The sequence below is a fragment of the Arthrobacter sp. 10T419 genome, from assembly GCF_056394105.1.
Genome location: NZ_JBFTHF010000008.1, coordinates 95,374 through 113,201, shown reverse-complemented (window position 1 = coordinate 113,201; position 17,828 = coordinate 95,374). Strand labels below are relative to the sequence as shown.

Sequence of the window (17,828 nt, the reverse complement as noted above, 5' to 3'; positions counted from 1 at the left end):
AATGGGCCTTTCAGCTGCAATCGCGGCGGAGGCCCGCAGTAAGAAGTAGACGGTTCGTGCCTGGCTCGGTGCGGACCGAGACAGGAGAAATGTGGCCAAGGTCCGCGTACATGAGCTTGCAAAAGAGCTCGGTATTACTTCCAAAGATGCAGTAACCAAACTGCAGGAACTGGGCGAATTCGTTCGCTCCGCCTCTTCCACCATTGAGGCCCCCGTTGTGCGGAAACTCCGCAACGCCTACCCCGACGCGCCTGCCGCTCCGAAGTCCGAAGCGCCCGCGTCCGCCCCCAAGGCCAGCCCCGCAGCGACACGACCGGCGCCCGCGCCGGCTCCGGCCGCGCCGAAGGCCGCCGAAACCAAGACTGAAGCCCCGGCTCCGTCGGCTCCCTCTGCTCCGGCCGAGGCGCCCGCAGCAGCGGCACCCGCCGCCGCTCCGGCTGCCGAGGCCCCGGCGGCTCCGTCCTCCGGCGCCAAGCCCGGCGCACGTCCGGCACCGAAGGCCGAAACCCCGGCTGCTCCGGCACGCCAGGGCGGCTCGGCGCCGCGTCCGGGCGGACCCCGTCCCGGCAACAACCCGTTCGCCACGTCCCAGGGCATGCCCCGCGGCCGCGGCGGCGACAACGAACGCACCTCCCGTCCGGGCAATAACCCGTTCGCTCCTTCCCAGGGCATGCCGCGTCCGGGCGGAAGCCGCACCGAGGGCGAACGCCCCGGCGGCCCCCGTCCCGCAGCAGGCGCTGGTGGTCCCCGTCCGGGCGCACCCCGTCCGGCCGGCGCTGCCGGTGCACGTCCGGGCGCTCCGCGTCCGGCCGGCGCTCCCGGCGCCCGTCCCGGAGCCGGCGGAAACCGTCCGACTCCGGGCATGATGCCTAACCGCACCGAACGTCCCGCACCCGCTGGTGCCGGCCGTCCCGGCGGCGGCGGCCGTGGTCCGGGCCGCCCGGGTGGCGCTCCCGGAACCGGTGCTCCCGGTGCCGGCGGCGGCGCTCCGGCCGGCGGTGGCTTCGGCAAGGGTGGCCGCGGTCGCGGTGGCACCCAGGGTGCCTTCGGTAAGGGCGGTGCAGGCCGCGGCAAGCAGCGCAAGTCGAAGCGTGCCAAGCGCCAGGAGCTCGAGCAGATGAGTGCCCCGTCGCTGGGTGGCGTGAGCGTACCCCGCGGCGACGGCAACACCATTGTCCGGCTCCGCCGCGGCTCGTCCATCACGGACTTCGCCGACAAGATCGAGGCAAACCCCGCCGCACTGGTGACGGTCCTGTTCCACCTCGGCGAAATGGCCACGGCCACGCAGTCGCTGGACGAGGAAACCTTCGCCCTGCTGGGCGAGGAGCTTGGCTACAAGCTCCAGGTCGTCTCGCCGGAGGACGAGGAGCGCGAGCTGCTCTCCGGCTTCGACATTGACTTCGAAGCGGAGCTGGAAGCCGAAGGCGACGAGGAGCTCGAGGCTCGTCCGCCGGTAGTTACCGTCATGGGCCACGTTGACCACGGTAAGACCCGGCTGCTCGATGCCATCCGCAAGTCCGACGTTATGGCGGGCGAGCACGGCGGCATCACGCAGCACATCGGTGCGTACCAGGTCACGCACAACCACGAGGGCACCGATCGCAAGATCACCTTCATCGATACTCCGGGCCACGAGGCGTTCACCGCCATGCGTGCCCGTGGTGCGAAGGTCACCGATATTGCCATCCTCGTGGTGGCAGCGGACGACGGCGTTATGCCGCAGACCATCGAAGCGCTCAACCACGCCCAGGCGGCCAACGTGCCGATCGTCGTGGCCGTGAACAAGATCGACAAGGAAGGCGCCAACCCGGAAAAGGTCCGCGGCCAGCTGACCGAGTACGGCCTGGTTCCGGAAGAGTACGGTGGCGACACCATGTTCGTTGAGGTCTCTGCCCGCCAGAACCTCAACATCGACGAGCTGCTCGAGGCAGTCCTGCTCACCGCGGACGCCGCCCTCGACATGCGCGCCAACCCGAACAAGGACGCCCGCGGTATCGCGATCGAAGCCAACCTGGACAAGGGCCGCGGTGCGGTCGCTACCGTCCTGGTCCAGTCCGGTACGCTGCACGTCGGCGACACGATCGTGGCAGGCACGGCCCACGGCCGCGTCCGCGCCATGTTCGACGACGACGGCAGCGCGCTGACCGAGGCCGGCCCGTCCCGCCCCGTTCAGGTGCTGGGTCTGTCCAACGTCCCGCGCGCCGGTGACACCTTCTTCGTGACCGCTGACGAGCGCACCGCCCGCCAGATCGCCGAGAAGCGTGAAGCCGCAGACCGCAACGCCGCCCTGGCCAAGCGCCGCAAGCGCATCAGCCTGGAAGACTTCGACCAGGCCGTCGCCGAAGGCAAGATCGACACCCTCAACCTCATCCTCAAGGGTGACGTGTCCGGTGCGGTTGAAGCCCTCGAAGACGCGCTGCTCAAGATCGATGTCGGCGAAGGTGTCCAGCTCCGCGTTATCCACCGCGGTGTCGGTGCGATCACGCAGAACGACGTCAACCTGGCAACGGTCGACTCCGCCGTCATCATCGGCTTCAACGTCAAGCCCGCCGAGCGTGTTGCCGAACTGGCAGACCGCGAAGGCGTGGACATGCGCTTCTACTCCGTCATCTACGCAGCAATCGATGACATCGAAGCAGCCCTCAAGGGCATGCTCAAGCCGGAGTACGAAGAGGTCCAGCTTGGTACCGCCGAGGTCCGCGAAGTGTTCCGTTCTTCCAAGTTCGGCAACATTGCAGGCTCGATCGTCCGCTCCGGTGTCATCCGGCGCAACGCGAAGGCCCGCATCACCCGCGACGGCAAGATCATCGGCGACAACCTCACCGTTGAGACGCTCAAGCGCTTCAAGGACGACGCAACCGAGGTCCGCACGGACTTCGAGTGTGGTATCGGCCTTGGCTCGTACAACGACATCAACGAAGGTGACATCATCGAGACCTTCGAGATGCGCGAAAAGCCGCGCGTCTAAGTCGGTCCGCCTGATGGCGAGTCAGCAGTAACAGGTGCGGGGCCGTTGGATTCTTTCCGGCGGCCCCGCCCCTGCGCTGGGCGGCCAACGTCTGACGACGTCGGCCGCCCAGCTCCGGCAGGCCCGATGCCACTCCCAGGCCGCCGGAAAAAATCCAACGGGAGTCCGTCGTAGGCTTGACTTAGGCGCGTGGCACCAAACTTACCAATGTGCGGCATTCGTTTCGGCGTCGTCGTATATCCAAATTTTTTAGGAGTGGAAATGGCTGATCCCGCACGGGCTGCCAAGTTGGCGCAGCGGATTAAGGTTGTCGTCGCTGAGGCTTTGGGCCGGAGGGTGAAGGATCCCCGGTTGGAAGGCGTGACCGTAACCGACGCGCGTGTGACCAATGATCTGCAGCACGCGACCGTCTACTACACCGTCTTCGGCGACGAGGTGGCCCAGGCCGACGCGGCCAAGGGCCTGGAGAAGGCCAAGGGTGTGCTGCGCCAGGAAGTCGGCCGCAACGTCACCGTCCGGTTGACGCCGACGCTGGAATTCGTGGCCGACCAGATCCCCGTGGTGGCCTCGAACCTTGAGGAACTGCTGCGTGAGGCCAAGAAGCGCGACGCCGAGGTTGCGGCCCTGGCCGCCAGCGCCAAGCACGCCGGCGAGGCCGATCCGTACAAGAGCGACATCCCGGAGGACGTCGAGCTCGACGAAGACGACTTCGACGAAGAGGACACTGACCTCACCGCCGACGGCGACGTCGACGAGGACAGCAACAAGTAACCCCAGCACCGTCAGAACTGGCCGGACCCGGAAACGGGCCCGGCCAGTTCTGTGTCCGCCGGGGCTCCGGAGGACTTTGGACTCTATGCCCGGTCCCGGCCCGAGCGTCCCATGGAGGCATGACTGCGGGCAAGTGGAACGGCGGCGACCGGCCGTGACGACGACGCTGCTCAAGTGCCCCCAGTGCGGCACGACCAACCGCATACCGGCCGCTGCGGCCGGGCACCCGCGCTGCGGCAAGTGCCGCCGGGACCTGCCGTGGATTGTCGAGGCCGGCGACGCAGACTTTGCCGCCGTCGCGGAGCGGTCCCCGGTGCCCGCCCTGGTGGACTTCTGGGCGGCGTGGTGCGGCCCATGCCGGATGGTCAGCCCGGTACTGGACAAACTGGCGCAGGAACGGGCCGGCCGGGTCAAACTCGTCAAGGTGGATGTGGACAAGTCTCCGGAGCTTTCCCGGCGCTTCGATGTGCAGGCGATTCCCACCATGCTGGTGATCGCCAACGGCAAGGTCGTGGCACGGCAGGCGGGAGCCCCGCCGGCTGCTGCCCTGCGCAGTTGGCTGGACGGTGCGCTGGCAGCCCGGCCCGAAGGGAGCAAGCAATGACTGAAATCCTGCGCTACGAGGTCGGGTCGGGAACGGTGCTGGTGGAGGTCGAGGAAGGCAGCTTCGGCGTCGAACGGCCGGCGCGAAACGAACTCGGCATCCTCGACGCCGGCCGGCGGCTTGAAGACGCCCTTGCCGCGGTGAGGCCGGCAGCCAGGGCCGCTGCCGACGTGATGAGGGAGCTCGCTCCCGAACATCTCGAACTTCAATTCGGGGTGAAGCTGGCCGGCGAAGCGGGGGCCATCATCGCGAGGAACTGCTCCGAGGGACACTTCATCGTCAAGATGTCCTTCAGCGCGGCGCAGGCGCCGCTGCCGTTGCCGGAAGACGAAATCCGGCTTTGAGCCGGTAACCCTGATCCGGATCGGCCGGCGTCGCTGCCTCAGCGCCGCCGTCGGGCGCCCAGACCGCCCAGCAGCGGGGAGCCCATCCCCAGCAGGAAGCCGAAGTCATACCAGTTGCCGGCCCGCCCCATGTTGTAGAAGGGGAACTCCCGCCAGGCCCCGAAGACGTGGGCGATCAGCACAATCCAGGCCGTGAGCCCGTTCCAGATGCCCCACAACAAGTCCTGCCACCACATGAGGTCCTCCTCCCGGGCCAGCCGCGCACCCGCCGTGAATCCGCCCGCACCCGCGTTTGGTCAGGCTACTGCCTGGCGCGCCCGGGCGGTAGGACTAGACGGCCGGGTCGCGGGCAGGGAGCCGGCCCAGGCCTTCCACAAGCTCCGCCTGGCTGCCGCACAGGGCAATCCGGATCCAGCCTTCGCCGATGGAGCCGAATGCGGTGCCCGGGGCGAAGGACACTCCGGAGTCCGCGAGGAAGCGCCGCACCCAGGCCCGTACGTCGCCGCCGCTGACGTGCGAGACGTCGGCCCAGAGGTAGAAGGCGCCCTGCGCGGTAAGGAACGGGATGCCCTTGGACTCCAGCACGGCGGAGGCGGCGTCCCGATTGGCCCGGTAATGCGCGTGGGCGTGGCTGACGTAGTCCTGCGGGCCGGTCAGGGCTGCCAGCGCGGCATACTGCGAGGGCGACGCGACGCAGGAAACGATCGCCTCCATCACGTTGTTCATCTGCTGCTCGATCCCCGGCGGGCAGATCAGCGCACCGATGCGCAGCCCCGTAAGCCCGTAGGTCTTGGACAGGGTGAGGGAGGTGAACACCCTGGCCTCGCCGGGAACGTCGCTGTCGAAGCGGGCCGGGCTGACGTGCGGTACGTCATAGGTGAAGGCCTCGTAGCACTCGTCCGAGATTATCCAGAGATCGTGCCGCCGGGCCAGCTCCACAAGGCTGCGGGTGAGTTCCTCGCCCAGCACGGCCCCGAGCGGGTTGGACGGGGAATTGAGGATCAGAACCTTGGTCCGCGGCGTGATCAGTGCTTCGATGTCTTCGATCCGCGGCTGGAAGTCGTGGTCCGGGTAGAGCGGGTATCCGATCGGGACGGCATGCAGCAGGCTGGCCGTCATCGCAAAGGTCGGGTAACCCGGATTGGGGATCAGGATTTCGTCGCCGGGGGAGAGCAACAAGGTCATGGCAAAGTGCAGGCCCTGCTGCGCGCCGTCGACGACGTACACCCGTTCGGCGCCGACCGGCGTCGCATTGTGCTCGCGGAATCTGGCTGCGAAGGCTTCCCGCAGCGCCGGAATGCCGGCATTGGGGGTGTAGTTGGTCTCGTCACGGTCCAGGCAGGCCATCCCGGCCTCGAGGATGTGCCGGGGGAGGGCGAAGCCCGGCTCGCCGATGCTCAGCACGATCGCGCCGGGCGTGTGCCAGGCGGCCTCGGTGATTTCGCGGATCTGGTTGACGGGAACGTCGCGGACGTGGGCTGCAAGCTCGGGCATGTCTGCCATCCTAGCCGTGGCCGGCTGCCAGGCCCGGGCGTCCGCGCCGGGGGCCGTCCCGGCGCGGATATACTGGGAGGCGTGCTTTCTGGACTGGTAATAGTGGATAAGCCGCAAGGCTGGACCAGCCACGACGTGGTTGGACGGATGCGGCGGATCGCCGGTACCCGAAAGGTGGGCCACGCCGGAACCCTGGACCCCATGGCAACCGGGGTGCTGGTGCTCGGCATCAACAAGGCGACCCGCCTGCTGACCTACATCGTGGGCACCTCCAAGACCTACACCGCCACCATCCGCCTTGGCGAGTCGACTGTCACGGACGACGCCGAAGGCGAGGTCACCGCAACCCGCAGTGCCGCCGCGGTCACCGAGGAAGGCGTCCGGGCCGGCGTCGCCGCCCTGACCGGCGAGATCCAGCAGGTTCCCAGCAGCGTCAGTGCCATCAAGGTCAACGGTGAGCGTGCCTACGCCCGCGTCCGTTCCGGCGAAGATGTGAAGCTCGCCGCACGGCCTGTGACGATCTACCGCTTCGACATCCACGAACTCCGCCGCACGCAGGACGGCGAAGCCCTGGACTTGGACGTGACCGTGGAGTGTTCCTCCGGCACGTACATTCGTGCCCTCGCCCGGGATCTCGGCGAGGCCCTCGGTGTTGGAGGCCACCTCACCGCCCTGCGCCGGACCCAGGTTGGCCCCTACAGCCTGGAGCAGGCGCGCACCCTGGAGCAGCTGGCCGAGGAATTGGACGTCCTGGAGATGTCTCAGGCAGCCCGGGCGCTCATGCCCAACCGGGAGCTCACGGCGGAAGAAACCACGGAACTGTCCTTCGGCCGCAGGATCGCGGCGGGTGCCGCTGCCGGCACGCCGGACGCCGCAACGCCGGAGAAGCCCGCGGCCGCGTTCGCGCCGGACGGCTCACTCGTGGCGCTGCTGGCCGACGCCGGAAGCTATGCCAAGCCCGTGCTGGTCTTCGCGCCGGACAATGAAAAACCGGCCGCCGGGAAGACTGCCTCCGTGACGCCTTCCTCCGCGCCTTGCTCGGCGCCTTCCTCCGTGACGCCTTCCTCCGCAGAGCCGGCGGGCTAGCCGTGGACGCGTATTTCTACATCATCCTGGTGGTAGGGCTGCTCTCCACCCTCCTTTGCGTCGGTGCCGGCATCCTGAAGAAGGCCCCGAACGATGCGACAATCCTCTCGGTGGCCGCCGTCGAACTGTCCCTGCTGGTCTATCTGGTGGGTTCGATTGTCCGGGTCGCGTCGGGGGAGCACATCGCGGGGGAGCCCTGGGAGTTTTGGGGCTACTTGGTCACAGCGCTGATGCTCCCGGTCGGCGCGGTGTACTGGGCCATCCTGGAACGCACCCGGTGGAGCAATTTCGTGCTGGCGGCTGTCGGCGTCACCGCGCTGGTGATGGCGGCCCGAATGAACCAGATCTGGTACTGACGTGGAAGAGGCAAATAAGAACATGACGGCTTCACAGCACACTGGCGGCGACGCAGGGACCACCGCCGGGCAGCCGAGCGAAACCGCCGCCGGGACCGCCCGCCCGGCGTCGAAGGATACCCGCAACACCGGACCGGGCCGGCTGCTGATTGCTGTCTATGCGGTGTTCGCGCTCTCGGCAACCGCCCGGGCCGGGTACCAGATCCTCACCAAGTTCTCCGAGGCGCCGCTTGCCTACCTGCTGTCCGCCTTCGCCGCCGTCGTCTACATCGTGGCGACCGTGTCCCTCGCGAAGGCCGGCCGGACCTGGTTCAAGGTGTCCGTGACCGCCGTCCTGGTCGAGCTGATCGGGGTTCTGGTGGTCGGAGCGCTCAGTCTTTTCGACGCGGTCAACTTCCCGCACGAGACGGTTTGGTCCTTGTTTGGCCGCGGCTACGGCTTCATCCCGCTGCTGCTGCCGATCCTTGGCCTCATCTGGCTTTACCGCCGCCGCCCGGCGCCCAAGCAGGCCTGACCCGGTTTTCCGCCCAACCGATGGAGCCCCCGACGTGGGGCTACTTGCCGTGCCCCGGCGCCGCCGAATAGTAAGCAGACTTGCCAAATACATAGTAAGCATGCTTATGGTAGAACCGGAGTGCGGCGTGTGATAGCCGCGCACCTTAAGTTTGTCCACCGGAGCGAGGGAGGCATCATGAGCATTGTGAACGCCGTTCCCCGAGCAACATGGGAACCGAAAAGAGCAGGCAAAGGGCGCCGGTCCGGGTGCCGCGGATGAGCGAGAGCGCGGACAATAATCCGGCCACTAAGAGGTGGCGGACGGATCAGCTCTTGTCCATGGCCGCACGGGTGGTAGAGCGGCGCAAGGACCAGGCCCTGGCGGCGCTGGGCCTGTCGCACGCCGCCGTGATAGCCCTCCAGGGTTTGGCCGGGGGGCCGTTGAACCAGGAGCAGCTGGCGCGCCGGATCGCGGTCCAGAGCCAGTCCTTGGGGAAGGTGCTCGGCCGGCTCGAAGAGTCCGGCCTCGTCACCCGAACCAGGGACCAGCGCGACCGCAGGCAGTTCTCTGTGGCCCTGACGACGTCGGGTATCGCCGCGCTGGCGACTGCGCATCGGATCGAGCGCGACGCGCTTCCCGAGGACCTGGAGGGCTGGACCACGCTGCAGCAGGATCTTGCCAGGATACTGGCCGCCTTCGAGGTCCCGGGCCGGTACTGAGCGCTGCTCTTTCCTGCGGGAACACCCTGCTGTGATTGGCTGAGAGTCTTACTGGCCAGCTGCACGGCCCAGACGTCCGTTCGACGGCGGAGCCGCTGGCCTTAGCGCCACGTGGCGCCGCCGTCGTCGCTGGCGTTACTTGCCTGACGTGCCGGCTCCGTCACTATCGCGTCGGTCATCTTCGCGGGGAGCCTGAAGCCTGCGACGCAGCGCGGGCCACGCGGCCGCAAACCCCGGGTGAAGCTCTTTGTCGTCCACACCGTCAAGGCTGACCCACTGCAATTCAAGGCTTTCCGGGTCGCTAATGGCCGGTTCGAAGGGCTCGACGACCTGGGCGGCCACGGTCGTGTAGGACCAGTACCCGACGTCGAACACCGAGGTGAACAGCACGCGGACGGATTCGGGCGGTACCGCGGCCTCCTCGTTGGCCTCCCTGAGCGCGCCGTTGACGGCGTCCTCACCCTGATGCAGGGCGCCGCCGGGAAGTCCCCACGTTCCGCCCTGGTCGCTCCAGGTGGCGCGGTGCTGCAGCAGCACACCCTTAGCAGCATCATGGACGAGCAGTCCCGCGGAGCCGAAGCGGCCCCAGAAGCGGCCGTGTTCGCCTTCCACCCAGGCATCGCCGGGGTCCCGCGGGCCGAACGGCCGGCGAGGCTCGAGGTACGGGTTGCGCGCGGGCGTTTCCTGCTCTTCCGGCTCTGCGCTTGCGGCCGACAGATCTTCAGCGGGGTCCTGTTGGGCTGGCTGCGGGGAGACTGAGCTGTCCATCCGGCTAGTCTGTCATGCCGCCGTCTGGCGGATCCGGGCCGCGTGTGAGCTGTTTCAAATGTGTCCTACCCTCCTGCTTGGATTGGTCCATGGGAATCAGTGCAGCGGTCACCTTTGCTCCAGGCGGCCGGGTGGTGATGTCCGGGGGTTTTGCGTGGCCGGTCCCGTGCAGGTTCCGCGCCGCTGCCGCCCCCGTCCTAAGAGGGCGACGGCTGTTCCGGTGCGGGCAATAATGTCGTAGGTCCACGGCAGAATTGATTCATGGGAACCAGTGCAGCCCTCATTGCTCGGCCGGCCGGCCGGCCGGGGGATGGTGTCCGCCTTTTGTCAGTGGCCGGTCCCGCGCACGCCCGGTCCGATGCCGGCACTGGCTGTTTCGGTGCGGGCAATAATGTCGTAGGTCCACGGCAGGATTGATTCATGGGAACCAGTGCAGCGGTCACCTTATTTCCGGCCAGCCGGCCGGGTGATGATGTCCGCCGGGTTCCGTCACTGCGTAGCGTTCTGGGACAGTTACGGGAGTTGACCGCGACGGCGGTCGGGGATGCGGCGCTGTTCGGGTTCGGGGAGGCCGTGGAGTTCGCTGCCGGGGTTGAGGAGGCTGCCCGGGCCTTGGAGTACCTGCAGGTTGTTGCTGCCGGGGCGGTGGACCGGACCCGCAAGGAGGCCGCCGCCGAGAACGCCCCGGTCCTCGATGACGGTTACCGCAAGACCGGGGAGTTCCTGCGGGACCGGCTCCAGATCACCGCCGTCGAGGCCCACCGCCGGCTGGCCCTGGCCGGGGACGTGTTGCCGCGGACCGGGATCACCGGCCAGCCGCTCCCGCCCCTGCGCGAGGAGCTCGCCGCGGCCGTGGCCGCCGGTACGGTCCCGTCGCGGTCCGCGACCATCATCACCCTCGCCCTGGCCCGGGTCCGGCCACTGTGCGATGCGGAGACGGCCGCCCGGATGGAACATGCCCTGACCCGGACCGCAGTGGAGCACGACCCGGATTTCCTGGCCCGGGTCGCGAGGCGCTGGACGGACGCGATCGACCAGGACGGGGCCGAACCCTCCGAGGAGGTCCTCCGCCAGTTACAGGGCGCGTTCATCCGCAAACCCCGCCATGGCCTGCAGCATCTGGAAATCTTCGCCACGACCGAACAGTTCGAACACCTGCTGACCGTGATGAACACCGCCACCAACCCCCGCACCGGCACCCAAGCTCCCGGTGATGCGGCAACCGGGAGCGCGGGCAGCGAATCAGGCGGCGAGCCACGCGGCACGGCAGGCACCGAAGGAACACTGCTCGACCGGCGGTCGAGGCCGCAGAAATCCCTCGACGGCCTGGTCGGGGCCTGCAAAGTGGCCCTGGCTTGCGGCGCACTGCCCGCCACCGGAGGGCTCCGGCCCCAGGTCATGGTCACCATCGATTACCGCGACCTCCTCGAACGCCTCCAACGAGACACCGGCACGGCCGCCGACGGGGCCGGCCAGGTCAGCGGCGCCGGCCAGTTCGAGCGGGCCGGAACCACCGGACCGGGCCAGTTCGGCCGTGCGGGAGAAGCCACCGGACACGGCCCCGGGGCGGGATCGCTCGGGTTCACCGGCACCGGGACGCTGGCCTTCACCGGCCCCGTCACCGCCGCGACCATCCGCAAAATCGCCTGCGACGCGGACATCATCCCCGTCCTGCTCGGATCCCAGGGCCGGATCCTGGACATCGGCCGCACCACCCGGGTCTTCCCGCCCCACCTCCGCAAAGCCATCACCGCCCGCGACCAGGGCTGCGCCTTCCCCGGCTGCACCATCCCCGCACCCTGGTGCGAAGCCCACCACATCAACTACTGGTCCACAGGCGGCACCACATCCACCGACAACGGAACGCTCCTCTGCTCCCACCATCACCACCTGACCCACAAAGAACAATGGACCATCCAGATCCGTGCCGGGATCCCCTGGTTCATCCCGCCACCCCACCTCGACCCACGCCAAACACCCCGAAGAAACCACTACTTCAGAAGCTGAACGGCGCACCCGGAGTTGCTGAACGGCGCACCCGGCCGACCGGAATCCGAACAGTCACACGATAGGGGAGTCCAGCAGGACCGCCGCGTCCGGCCGTGACTGCAGCGAAGGTGTCATGCCGCTTGGGCTCCGAGACCGACGACCCGAGACCGAAGTCCGAGACGGAAGTCCGAGAGGGAAGGCCGACGGCCGAAGGTCTGCGGCCGGGTTCGAGTTGGAATCCAGGTGGGCGGACTGGGATGGCAGCGAGTTCACCGGAGAATCCCGCAGCCACGTCTCGGTGTACCGGCTTACTTCACCCTGAAGGACCGCTCAGCCGGTCTTGAAGGGGATCGGGGTGCCCGGCGGGAACGGGACAGTGCCCTGGTCCGGCGTCATCGTAAACCAACCGTCGTTTTGCTCGGTCAGGAAGAAGAGATGCCGGCCGCCGACGTCGAGCGGGTCGCCGTCGGGATAGGACTTTCCGCAAGTCACCGGCATGGACGCGATACGGACCGGGCCCTTGCCCAGGCTGCCTTTGAGCACTTTCTCCACTTCCACCACGTGGACATTGGCCTGGTAACCGTAGATCCGGATCTCACCGTCTCTCTGGAGGGGCGTGCCGACCAGGACCGCGCCGGCGTGGTCGAAGCGTTGTTGCATGGTCTCGAAGCGGACCCAGTCAACGCAGGCGTCCGTGCGGGTGACAGGCACCAGCCAACAGCCGCAAAGCAGCACGCCCAACACGACGCCGATCGTCGCTGTCCCCGCCAGTCTCCGCATGCTCGAACCTTAGCCGCCACGGGGAGTGCAGTCCATGAAAAGCGTTCTCCCAAGCGCCGCGACGGCAAGGGGCAATAGCCGCAGACCGGTGCTAGCGGATCAACGCGAAAACCCGCAACGGCTCAGGGCTGAAGTCAGCGCCTTCGGTGAAACCCAGGGCTTCGTAGAAGGCTCGCTGGCCCGGCTCGTTGTCGGTGAGGAGGACCGTCTGCCGGACGTGCCCGTACCGCGCCTGGACGGCTTCCAGCAGCGTCCTTCCCACACCGGTTCCTTGGAACGCCGGGTCCACGAGGATGTCCTGCAAGTAGCAGATGGTCGCATCGTCGGAGACGGCCCGGGCAAGCCCAACCAGTTCCCCTCCGACACTCCGGGCAGTGACCACAAACGAAGAATTCCGGATGGCCCGCACGAGCAGTCCCAGGTCCCGGGAGTAGGCGGCCCACCCGACGGATTCATAAAGCGCCAGCGCCTCGGCGTCGGTCACGTCGGCGCTGGCGGAGATAGAGAACTGGGGCATCGCACCAGTGTGGCATGCTGAACTTCGTGCACCCCCGGAATCCAACCGCTGCCCCCTCGCGAGTCCTCTTCTACGGCGTCACCGGGAGCGGGAAGTCCTCCGCCGCCCGTGCCTATGCGGCGAGAACGGGGCTCCCGGAGTTCTCTGCCGACGACGACATTGGCTGGCTTCCGGGCTGGCGGCAGCCGGACACCGCCGTGCAGCGGGAGCTCGCGGCGCGCATCGCCGGCCAGGATGAGTGGGTCCTGGACAGCGCCTATGGAGTGTGGCGTGACCTTGTTGTGCCGCGAGCGGAGCTGATTGTCGGACTGGACTATCCGCGCTGGCTTTCGCTGCTCCGGCTGCTCCGCCGCTCCTTTCGCCGGGTCATCGCCCGAGAGGAAGTCTGCAACGGGAACCGGGAAACGTTCGGCCGCCTGTTCGCCCTGGACTCGATCATCGGGTGGCATTTCCGCTCGTTCAGCCGCAAGCGACGGGTCATGCGCGAACTGGAGAGCAACCCTGGCACCGCCGAGGTCCGCATCTTCCGCCATCCGCGGGAACTCGAGGCGTGGCTCCAAGGGCTCCCGACAGCAGGCCCGCACCCAGCCGGGTAGTGCCAGCCCCGCTCCTGGAGGCCCAATCCAGCGTCAGCGGACGCTATTTCTTCCCGAACAGTCCGCCCAACAGTCCGCCGAGGCCGCCGTCGTTCTTCCGGGGCTCAGCGTCCTGCGGCGCCTCTTCCTGAGGCTGGCCCGGGAGGTCAATGTCGATCAGCTCACCCGGTCGCGGCTCACTGCCGGACGGCTGGACCTGCGGGACAGCCTGCGGCTGGAGCTCGGGCTCGGGGGCATTGCCGGCGTCCGGGGCTACAGCTTCATTGGCCGTCCGCTGCTGCCCGCCGCCAAGCATGCCCCCGAGGATGTCGCCCAGGCCGCCGCCGGCTGCGCCCCCGCCGCCGCCGAGAATTCCACCGAGGATGCCGCCCAGGTCAATGCCTCCGGCTCCGGCCCCGGTTCCGCCGCCGGCCTGGCCGCGACCGCCCAGGACCTTGTTGGCGAGGTAGGACATGACGATCGGCGCGAGCAGCGGCAGGAGCTTGCGGACCAGGTCCCCGCCCATGCCGCCGAGCTGCGCGGTTCCCGCCAGCTGGTTGGCGACCTGGTCCTGCCGGCCGCCAAAAACATGGTTGACGATCTTTTCGCCGTCGGCAGTGTCCACCTGCGCCGCATCGACGCCGCCGTCGACCAGCCCGTCGCGGTGCTGGCCGAGCGCGGACTCCAGCGAGGCCGCGCCCTCCGGAGCCTGTGCGTTGTTATGCAGTCCGGCGAGGAGCGTGGGCACGGCAGCCTCCACCGCGGCCTGGGCGGTCTGCCGGTCAGTCCCGAGCATGGCGGCAATTTGGTCTACCGGGATCTGCCCGAGGATGTCCTGAAGCTCAGTCATGGCGTTCTCCTTCAGCCGCGGGCCGGGCCGCGGACATTGTTGGCGGCGCCGGCAGCGTTGCCGTGGCCGAACTGGTGCCCTTGCATCGTAGCCCGGGGCGGGGGAGGCGGAAAGGCGTCCGCCGGGGCCCCGGGTGCCGTCCAAGAACCGGGGCGATAGCGGGTAATCTTAGAGAGTTCCGGAGCCGGTCCCAACCCTCCGGAGGAGTCAATGGCAGGCAGCAAAAGGCGAGGTAGATGGTCCACATCTGGAACGATCCGTCCGAAGTCCCGGCGGACTTCGGCCCGTCCGTGGTCACGTTCGGCAACTTCGACGGCGTGCACCGCGGCCACCAGCAGGTGCTCTCGCAGCTCATCCGTACCGCCCGCCTGAACCATGCCCGCGCCGTCGCCATCACCTTTGACCCGCACCCGGCGCAGGTCCACCGCCCCGAATCCGCCCCCGAGCTGATCATGGGCCTGGAGGACAAGCTCGTCGCCCTCGGCGAGGTGGGCCTCGACGCCGTCCTGGTGATGAAGTACTCGCTCGAACTGGCCAGCCTCACGCCGGAAGAGTTCGTCTCCTCCGTGCTGGTCGATGCGCTCAAGGCCAGCCACGTGGTGATCGGCCACGACGCCCGCTTCGGCCGCGGCAACTCCGGGGACCTGGACACCATGAAGGAACTGGGGGAGAAGCTCGGCTTCGAGGTCCAGGTCATCAGCGAGTTCGGTTCCGAAGGCTACCCGTTGCACGGACACCACGGCGACGACGACGGCGGCGCGAGCGACCGCCGTTGTTCCTCCACCTGGGTCCGGGAAGCGCTGCGGGAGGGCGACGTCGCCACCGCCGCCGCCGTCCTGGGCCGGCCGCACCGGATGCGCGGCGAGGTGGTCCATGGGGCAGCTCGAGGCCGCGACCTCGGTTTCCCTACGGCCAACCTCTCCTCCGATGCCAGCGGCTACATCCCCGCGGACGGCATTTACGCCGGCTGGCTCGTGGACCAGGCCGGCACGCGGTGGCCCGCCGCCATTTCCGTGGGCTCCAACCCGACCTTCGACGGCGTTAGCCGGCAGGTCGAGGCGCACGTGATCGACCGCCCGGAAGAGGCCGTCGAGGACTTCGATCTGTACGGCCAGACAGTGGTGGTCGAGTTCGTGGCCCGTTTGCGCGGCATGGTCGCGTACCGTGGCCCTGAGGCGCTGGTTGAGCAGATGCGGCTGGACGTCGTGCAGGCGCACGACATCCTTTTCACCGGCTAGCGCGCCCCGTTTGGCAAGGAAGGCAAGACGTGACGATTGAGAAGAACACGCGGGAGCTGGACAAGGACATAGTCCGCGACTTCAGCGCCCGGATGAGCTACGCCTCGTACCTGCAGTTGCCGACGCTGCTCAGTGCCCAGCAGCCGGTCAGCGAGCCGGAGCACCACGACGAGATGCTGTTCATCATCCAGCACCAGACCACGGAACTGTGGCTCAAGCTCGTGCTGCACGAACTCCGCAGCGCGGCCGCCTGGCTGCGGGCGGACGACCTCGGCTCCGCGCTCAAGGCGATCGCCCGGGTCAAACACATCCAGAAAACCCTGACCGAGCAGTGGTCCGTGCTGGCCACGCTCACACCCACCGAGTACTCCCAGTTCCGCGGCTTCCTCGGCAACTCGTCCGGGTTCCAGTCCAGCCAGTACCGGGCGGTGGAATTCCTGCTCGGCAACAAGAACCGCAAAATGTTGCCGGTGTTCGAATCGGACCCCGAAGCCCACCTGATGCTCCAGGAACTCCTCGAAGCCCCGAGCATCTACGACGACTTCCTCGCCTACCTCAAGCGCCAGGGCTTCGACGTGCCGGCCTCGGTGCTCAACCGGGACGCGAGCCAGGCCCACGAGTTCTGCCCCGAGCTCGTCCCGGTGTTCAAGTACATCTACGAAAACGCCGCGAGCAACTGGGGCGCCTACGAAGCCTGCGAAGAACTCGTGGACCTGGAAGACAATTTCCAGCTCTGGCGCTTCCGGCACCTGCGCACCGTGCAGCGCACCATCGGCATGAAGGCCGGCACCGGCGGATCCAGCGGCGCCGCGTTCCTGCAAAAAGCCCTCGAACTGACCTTCTTCCCCGAGCTGTTCGCGGTCCGCACGGAGATCGGCCAGTGAGCGCCGAACCGGCGGCCCAGTCCGGCACCGATGCTCTCTGGCAGCGCGCCCTCGACCTCGACGCCGCGGATCCCCTTGCCTCCTACCGCGAGCACTTCCTCGGCACCGATTCGGAGCTGTCCTATCTCGACGGCAACTCACTGGGCCGTCCGCTCAAACGGACCGTCACGGACATCAGCAGCTTCATCCAGGACAGCTGGGGCGGGCGCCTGATCCGCGGCTGGGACGAGGAATGGCTGGAGCTCCCGCAAGCAATCGGAGACCAGCTCGGCCGCGCCGTGCTCGGCGCCGCCCCTGGGCAGACCATCATCGCGGATTCCACCACGGTGGTGCTCTACAAGCTGATCCGCGCCGCGCTGGCCGCCGTCACCGACCCCAGCCGCACCGAGATCGTGCTGGATACGGACAACTTCCCGACCGACCGCTACCTCGTCGAAGGCATCGCGCGCGAAGAGGGCCTCACCCTGCGCTGGATCGAGGCGGACCCGGCCTCCGGCGTGACCGTGGAGCAGGTGCGCGCCGCCACCGGCCCGGCCACCGCCGTCGTGGTCCTGAGCCAGATCGCCTACCGCTCCGGATTCCTCGCGGACCTTCCGGGCATAACCGCCGCCGTGCACGACGCCGGCGCGCTTGTCGTGTGGGACCTGTGCCACTCCGCCGGTTCGGTGGAGATCGGCCTGGACGCCGCGGACGTGGACTTCGCCGCGGGTTGCACCTACAAATACCTGAACGGGGGACCCGGCTCGCCCGCGTTCGCCTACGTCAACGCCCGGCACCTGCCCGGGCTGCAGCAGCCGATCTGGGGCTGGATGGGGCGCAAGGACGCCTTCGAAATGGGGCCCGGCTATGAGGCCGCTGCCGGCATCCGGGGTTTCCTCAGCGGCACCCCGGCCGTCTTCGGCATGCTCGCCATGCGCGGCACGCTGGACCTGCTCGAGGAAGTCGGCATGGCCGCCGTGCGGGAGAAGTCCCGGCTGCTGACCGCGTTCGCCGTCGAACTCCATGACGCCTGGCTGGAACCGGCCGGCGTGCGGCTGGCAACTCCGCGGGACCCGGAGCTGCGCGGCAGCCACATCACCGTGGACCACCCGGCCTTCCGGGAGATGACGGCGGTGCTGTGGGAGCAGGACGTGATCCCCGACTTCCGTGCACCGCAGGGCATCCGGATCGGTCTGTCGCCGCTGAGCACCTCGTTCGCCGAGCTGTACCGGGGCGTCGCGGCGATCCGCGGGCTGCTGGCAGACTCCGAGTAACGGTGGACGGCCCGCGGACTGTTTAGACAACTTCGACGGCGTGCCAGTAAACTAAACGTTGGATCCGGCTGCAGTCCGTGGCGGCTGGCTCTTGTTGTGCTGTGGAAGCCTTCCCAAGGGCGGGGATTTCCGGCGC

The 17,828-nt window shown here is 68.1% G+C and carries 19 protein-coding genes; 13 read left to right on the top strand and 6 right to left on the bottom strand.

From position 1 onward, the window contains the following. Window positions 1-91: 91 nt before the first annotated feature. The 4 genes from infB to AC1DBD_RS13830 all read left to right on the top strand — a co-directional run bounded on the left by infB (window position 92) and on the right by AC1DBD_RS13830 (window position 4,687). Window positions 92-2,968: a translation initiation factor IF-2 gene (gene infB / locus AC1DBD_RS13845; protein ID WP_441419359.1), complete on the top strand. Its 2,877-nt coding sequence runs from the start codon at window positions 92-94 to the stop codon at window positions 2,966-2,968. Between the two features lie 261 nt (window positions 2,969-3,229). After that, a complete protein-coding gene (gene rbfA / locus AC1DBD_RS13840; RefSeq protein ID WP_476982345.1) occupies window positions 3,230-3,739 on the top strand; it encodes a 30S ribosome-binding factor RbfA in 510 nt (169 codons plus the stop codon). A 133-nt stretch (window positions 3,740-3,872) separates the two neighbouring features. Next, window positions 3,873-4,343, top strand: coding sequence for a thioredoxin (gene trxA, locus AC1DBD_RS13835; protein ID WP_476982344.1), 471 nt, complete (start codon window positions 3,873-3,875; stop codon window positions 4,341-4,343). Next, on the top strand, window positions 4,340-4,687 hold the full coding sequence (locus AC1DBD_RS13830) for a CU044_2847 family protein (RefSeq protein WP_441419362.1): 348 nt from the start codon (window positions 4,340-4,342) through the stop codon (window positions 4,685-4,687). Before trxA ends, AC1DBD_RS13830 begins: the two co-directional genes overlap by 4 nt. A 38-nt stretch (window positions 4,688-4,725) precedes the next feature. On the opposite strand, the gene AC1DBD_RS13825 is transcribed toward AC1DBD_RS13830, so the two are convergent. Next, window positions 4,726-4,923, bottom strand: a complete 198-nt coding sequence (locus AC1DBD_RS13825; protein WP_175323187.1) for a hypothetical protein — start codon at window positions 4,921-4,923, stop codon at window positions 4,726-4,728. Window positions 4,924-5,017: 94 nt separating this feature from the next. After that, window positions 5,018-6,181, bottom strand: coding sequence for a pyridoxal phosphate-dependent aminotransferase (locus AC1DBD_RS13820; protein WP_476982343.1), 1,164 nt, complete (start codon window positions 6,179-6,181; stop codon window positions 5,018-5,020). A gap of 81 nt (window positions 6,182-6,262) precedes the next feature. Here AC1DBD_RS13820 and truB point away from each other — a divergent pair, with 81 nt between their 5' ends. The 4 genes from truB to AC1DBD_RS13800 all read left to right on the top strand — a co-directional run bounded on the left by truB (window position 6,263) and on the right by AC1DBD_RS13800 (window position 8,838). Then, a complete protein-coding gene (gene truB / locus AC1DBD_RS13815) occupies window positions 6,263-7,267 on the top strand; it encodes a tRNA pseudouridine(55) synthase TruB (protein ID WP_476982342.1) in 1,005 nt (334 codons plus the stop codon). 2 nt (window positions 7,268-7,269) lie between these two features. Beyond that, window positions 7,270-7,623, top strand: coding sequence for a hypothetical protein (locus tag AC1DBD_RS13810; RefSeq protein ID WP_441419365.1), 354 nt, complete (start codon window positions 7,270-7,272; stop codon window positions 7,621-7,623). A 22-nt stretch (window positions 7,624-7,645) separates the two neighbouring features. Next, window positions 7,646-8,137: a hypothetical protein gene (locus tag AC1DBD_RS13805; RefSeq protein ID WP_441419366.1), complete on the top strand. Its 492-nt coding sequence runs from the start codon at window positions 7,646-7,648 to the stop codon at window positions 8,135-8,137. Between the two features lie 320 nt (window positions 8,138-8,457). Continuing rightward, entirely contained in the window at window positions 8,458-8,838 is a 381-nt protein-coding gene (locus AC1DBD_RS13800) for a MarR family winged helix-turn-helix transcriptional regulator (protein ID WP_441419367.1), read from the top strand. Window positions 8,839-8,973: 135 nt separating this feature from the next. Here the strand turns inward: AC1DBD_RS13800 and AC1DBD_RS13795 are convergent, their stop codons facing one another. After that, window positions 8,974-9,450 carry an NUDIX domain-containing protein gene (locus tag AC1DBD_RS13795; protein ID WP_476982365.1) on the bottom strand — a complete coding sequence of 159 codons (477 nt, stop codon included), beginning with the start codon at window positions 9,448-9,450 and terminating at the stop codon, window positions 8,974-8,976. Between the two features lie 576 nt (window positions 9,451-10,026). Between AC1DBD_RS13795 and AC1DBD_RS13790 the strand changes: the two genes are divergently transcribed. Then, the gene (locus tag AC1DBD_RS13790) at window positions 10,027-11,613 is read left to right on the top strand and encodes an HNH endonuclease signature motif containing protein (protein ID WP_476982341.1); all 1,587 of its coding nucleotides are present in this window, start codon (window positions 10,027-10,029) and stop codon (window positions 11,611-11,613) included. A gap of 312 nt (window positions 11,614-11,925) precedes the next feature. Here the strand turns inward: AC1DBD_RS13790 and AC1DBD_RS13785 are convergent, their stop codons facing one another. Then, entirely contained in the window at window positions 11,926-12,375 is a 450-nt protein-coding gene (locus AC1DBD_RS13785) for an MBL fold metallo-hydrolase (protein WP_476893617.1), read from the bottom strand. A gap of 91 nt (window positions 12,376-12,466) precedes the next feature. Beyond that, window positions 12,467-12,892 (bottom strand): GNAT family N-acetyltransferase, encoded by a 426-nt coding sequence (locus tag AC1DBD_RS13780; RefSeq protein ID WP_441419375.1) that lies wholly within the window; start codon window positions 12,890-12,892, stop codon window positions 12,467-12,469. A gap of 14 nt (window positions 12,893-12,906) precedes the next feature. Here AC1DBD_RS13780 and AC1DBD_RS13775 point away from each other — a divergent pair, with 14 nt between their 5' ends. Next, the gene (locus tag AC1DBD_RS13775) at window positions 12,907-13,488 is read left to right on the top strand and encodes a P-loop NTPase family protein (RefSeq protein WP_441419376.1); all 582 of its coding nucleotides are present in this window, start codon (window positions 12,907-12,909) and stop codon (window positions 13,486-13,488) included. Window positions 13,489-13,531: 43 nt separating this feature from the next. Here AC1DBD_RS13775 and AC1DBD_RS13770 read toward each other — a convergent pair whose 3' ends face one another. After that, complete coding sequence (locus AC1DBD_RS13770) at window positions 13,532-14,317, bottom strand: DUF937 domain-containing protein (protein ID WP_476982340.1); 786 nt, start codon at window positions 14,315-14,317, stop codon at window positions 13,532-13,534. A gap of 236 nt (window positions 14,318-14,553) precedes the next feature. Here AC1DBD_RS13770 and AC1DBD_RS13765 point away from each other — a divergent pair, with 236 nt between their 5' ends. From AC1DBD_RS13765 to kynU, 3 genes are read left to right on the top strand one after another with little or no spacing between them, the layout of a single operon-like run. Then, the gene (locus AC1DBD_RS13765) at window positions 14,554-15,555 is read left to right on the top strand and encodes a bifunctional riboflavin kinase/FAD synthetase (RefSeq protein ID WP_476982339.1); all 1,002 of its coding nucleotides are present in this window, start codon (window positions 14,554-14,556) and stop codon (window positions 15,553-15,555) included. A 29-nt stretch (window positions 15,556-15,584) separates the two neighbouring features. Next, window positions 15,585-16,439 (top strand): tryptophan 2,3-dioxygenase, encoded by an 855-nt coding sequence (kynA, locus tag AC1DBD_RS13760; protein ID WP_476982338.1) that lies wholly within the window; start codon window positions 15,585-15,587, stop codon window positions 16,437-16,439. Continuing rightward, on the top strand, window positions 16,436-17,692 hold the full coding sequence (gene kynU / locus AC1DBD_RS13755) for a kynureninase (RefSeq protein ID WP_476982337.1): 1,257 nt from the start codon (window positions 16,436-16,438) through the stop codon (window positions 17,690-17,692). The genes kynA and kynU overlap by 4 nt, the downstream gene beginning before the upstream one ends. Window positions 17,693-17,828: the final 136 nt, after the last annotated feature.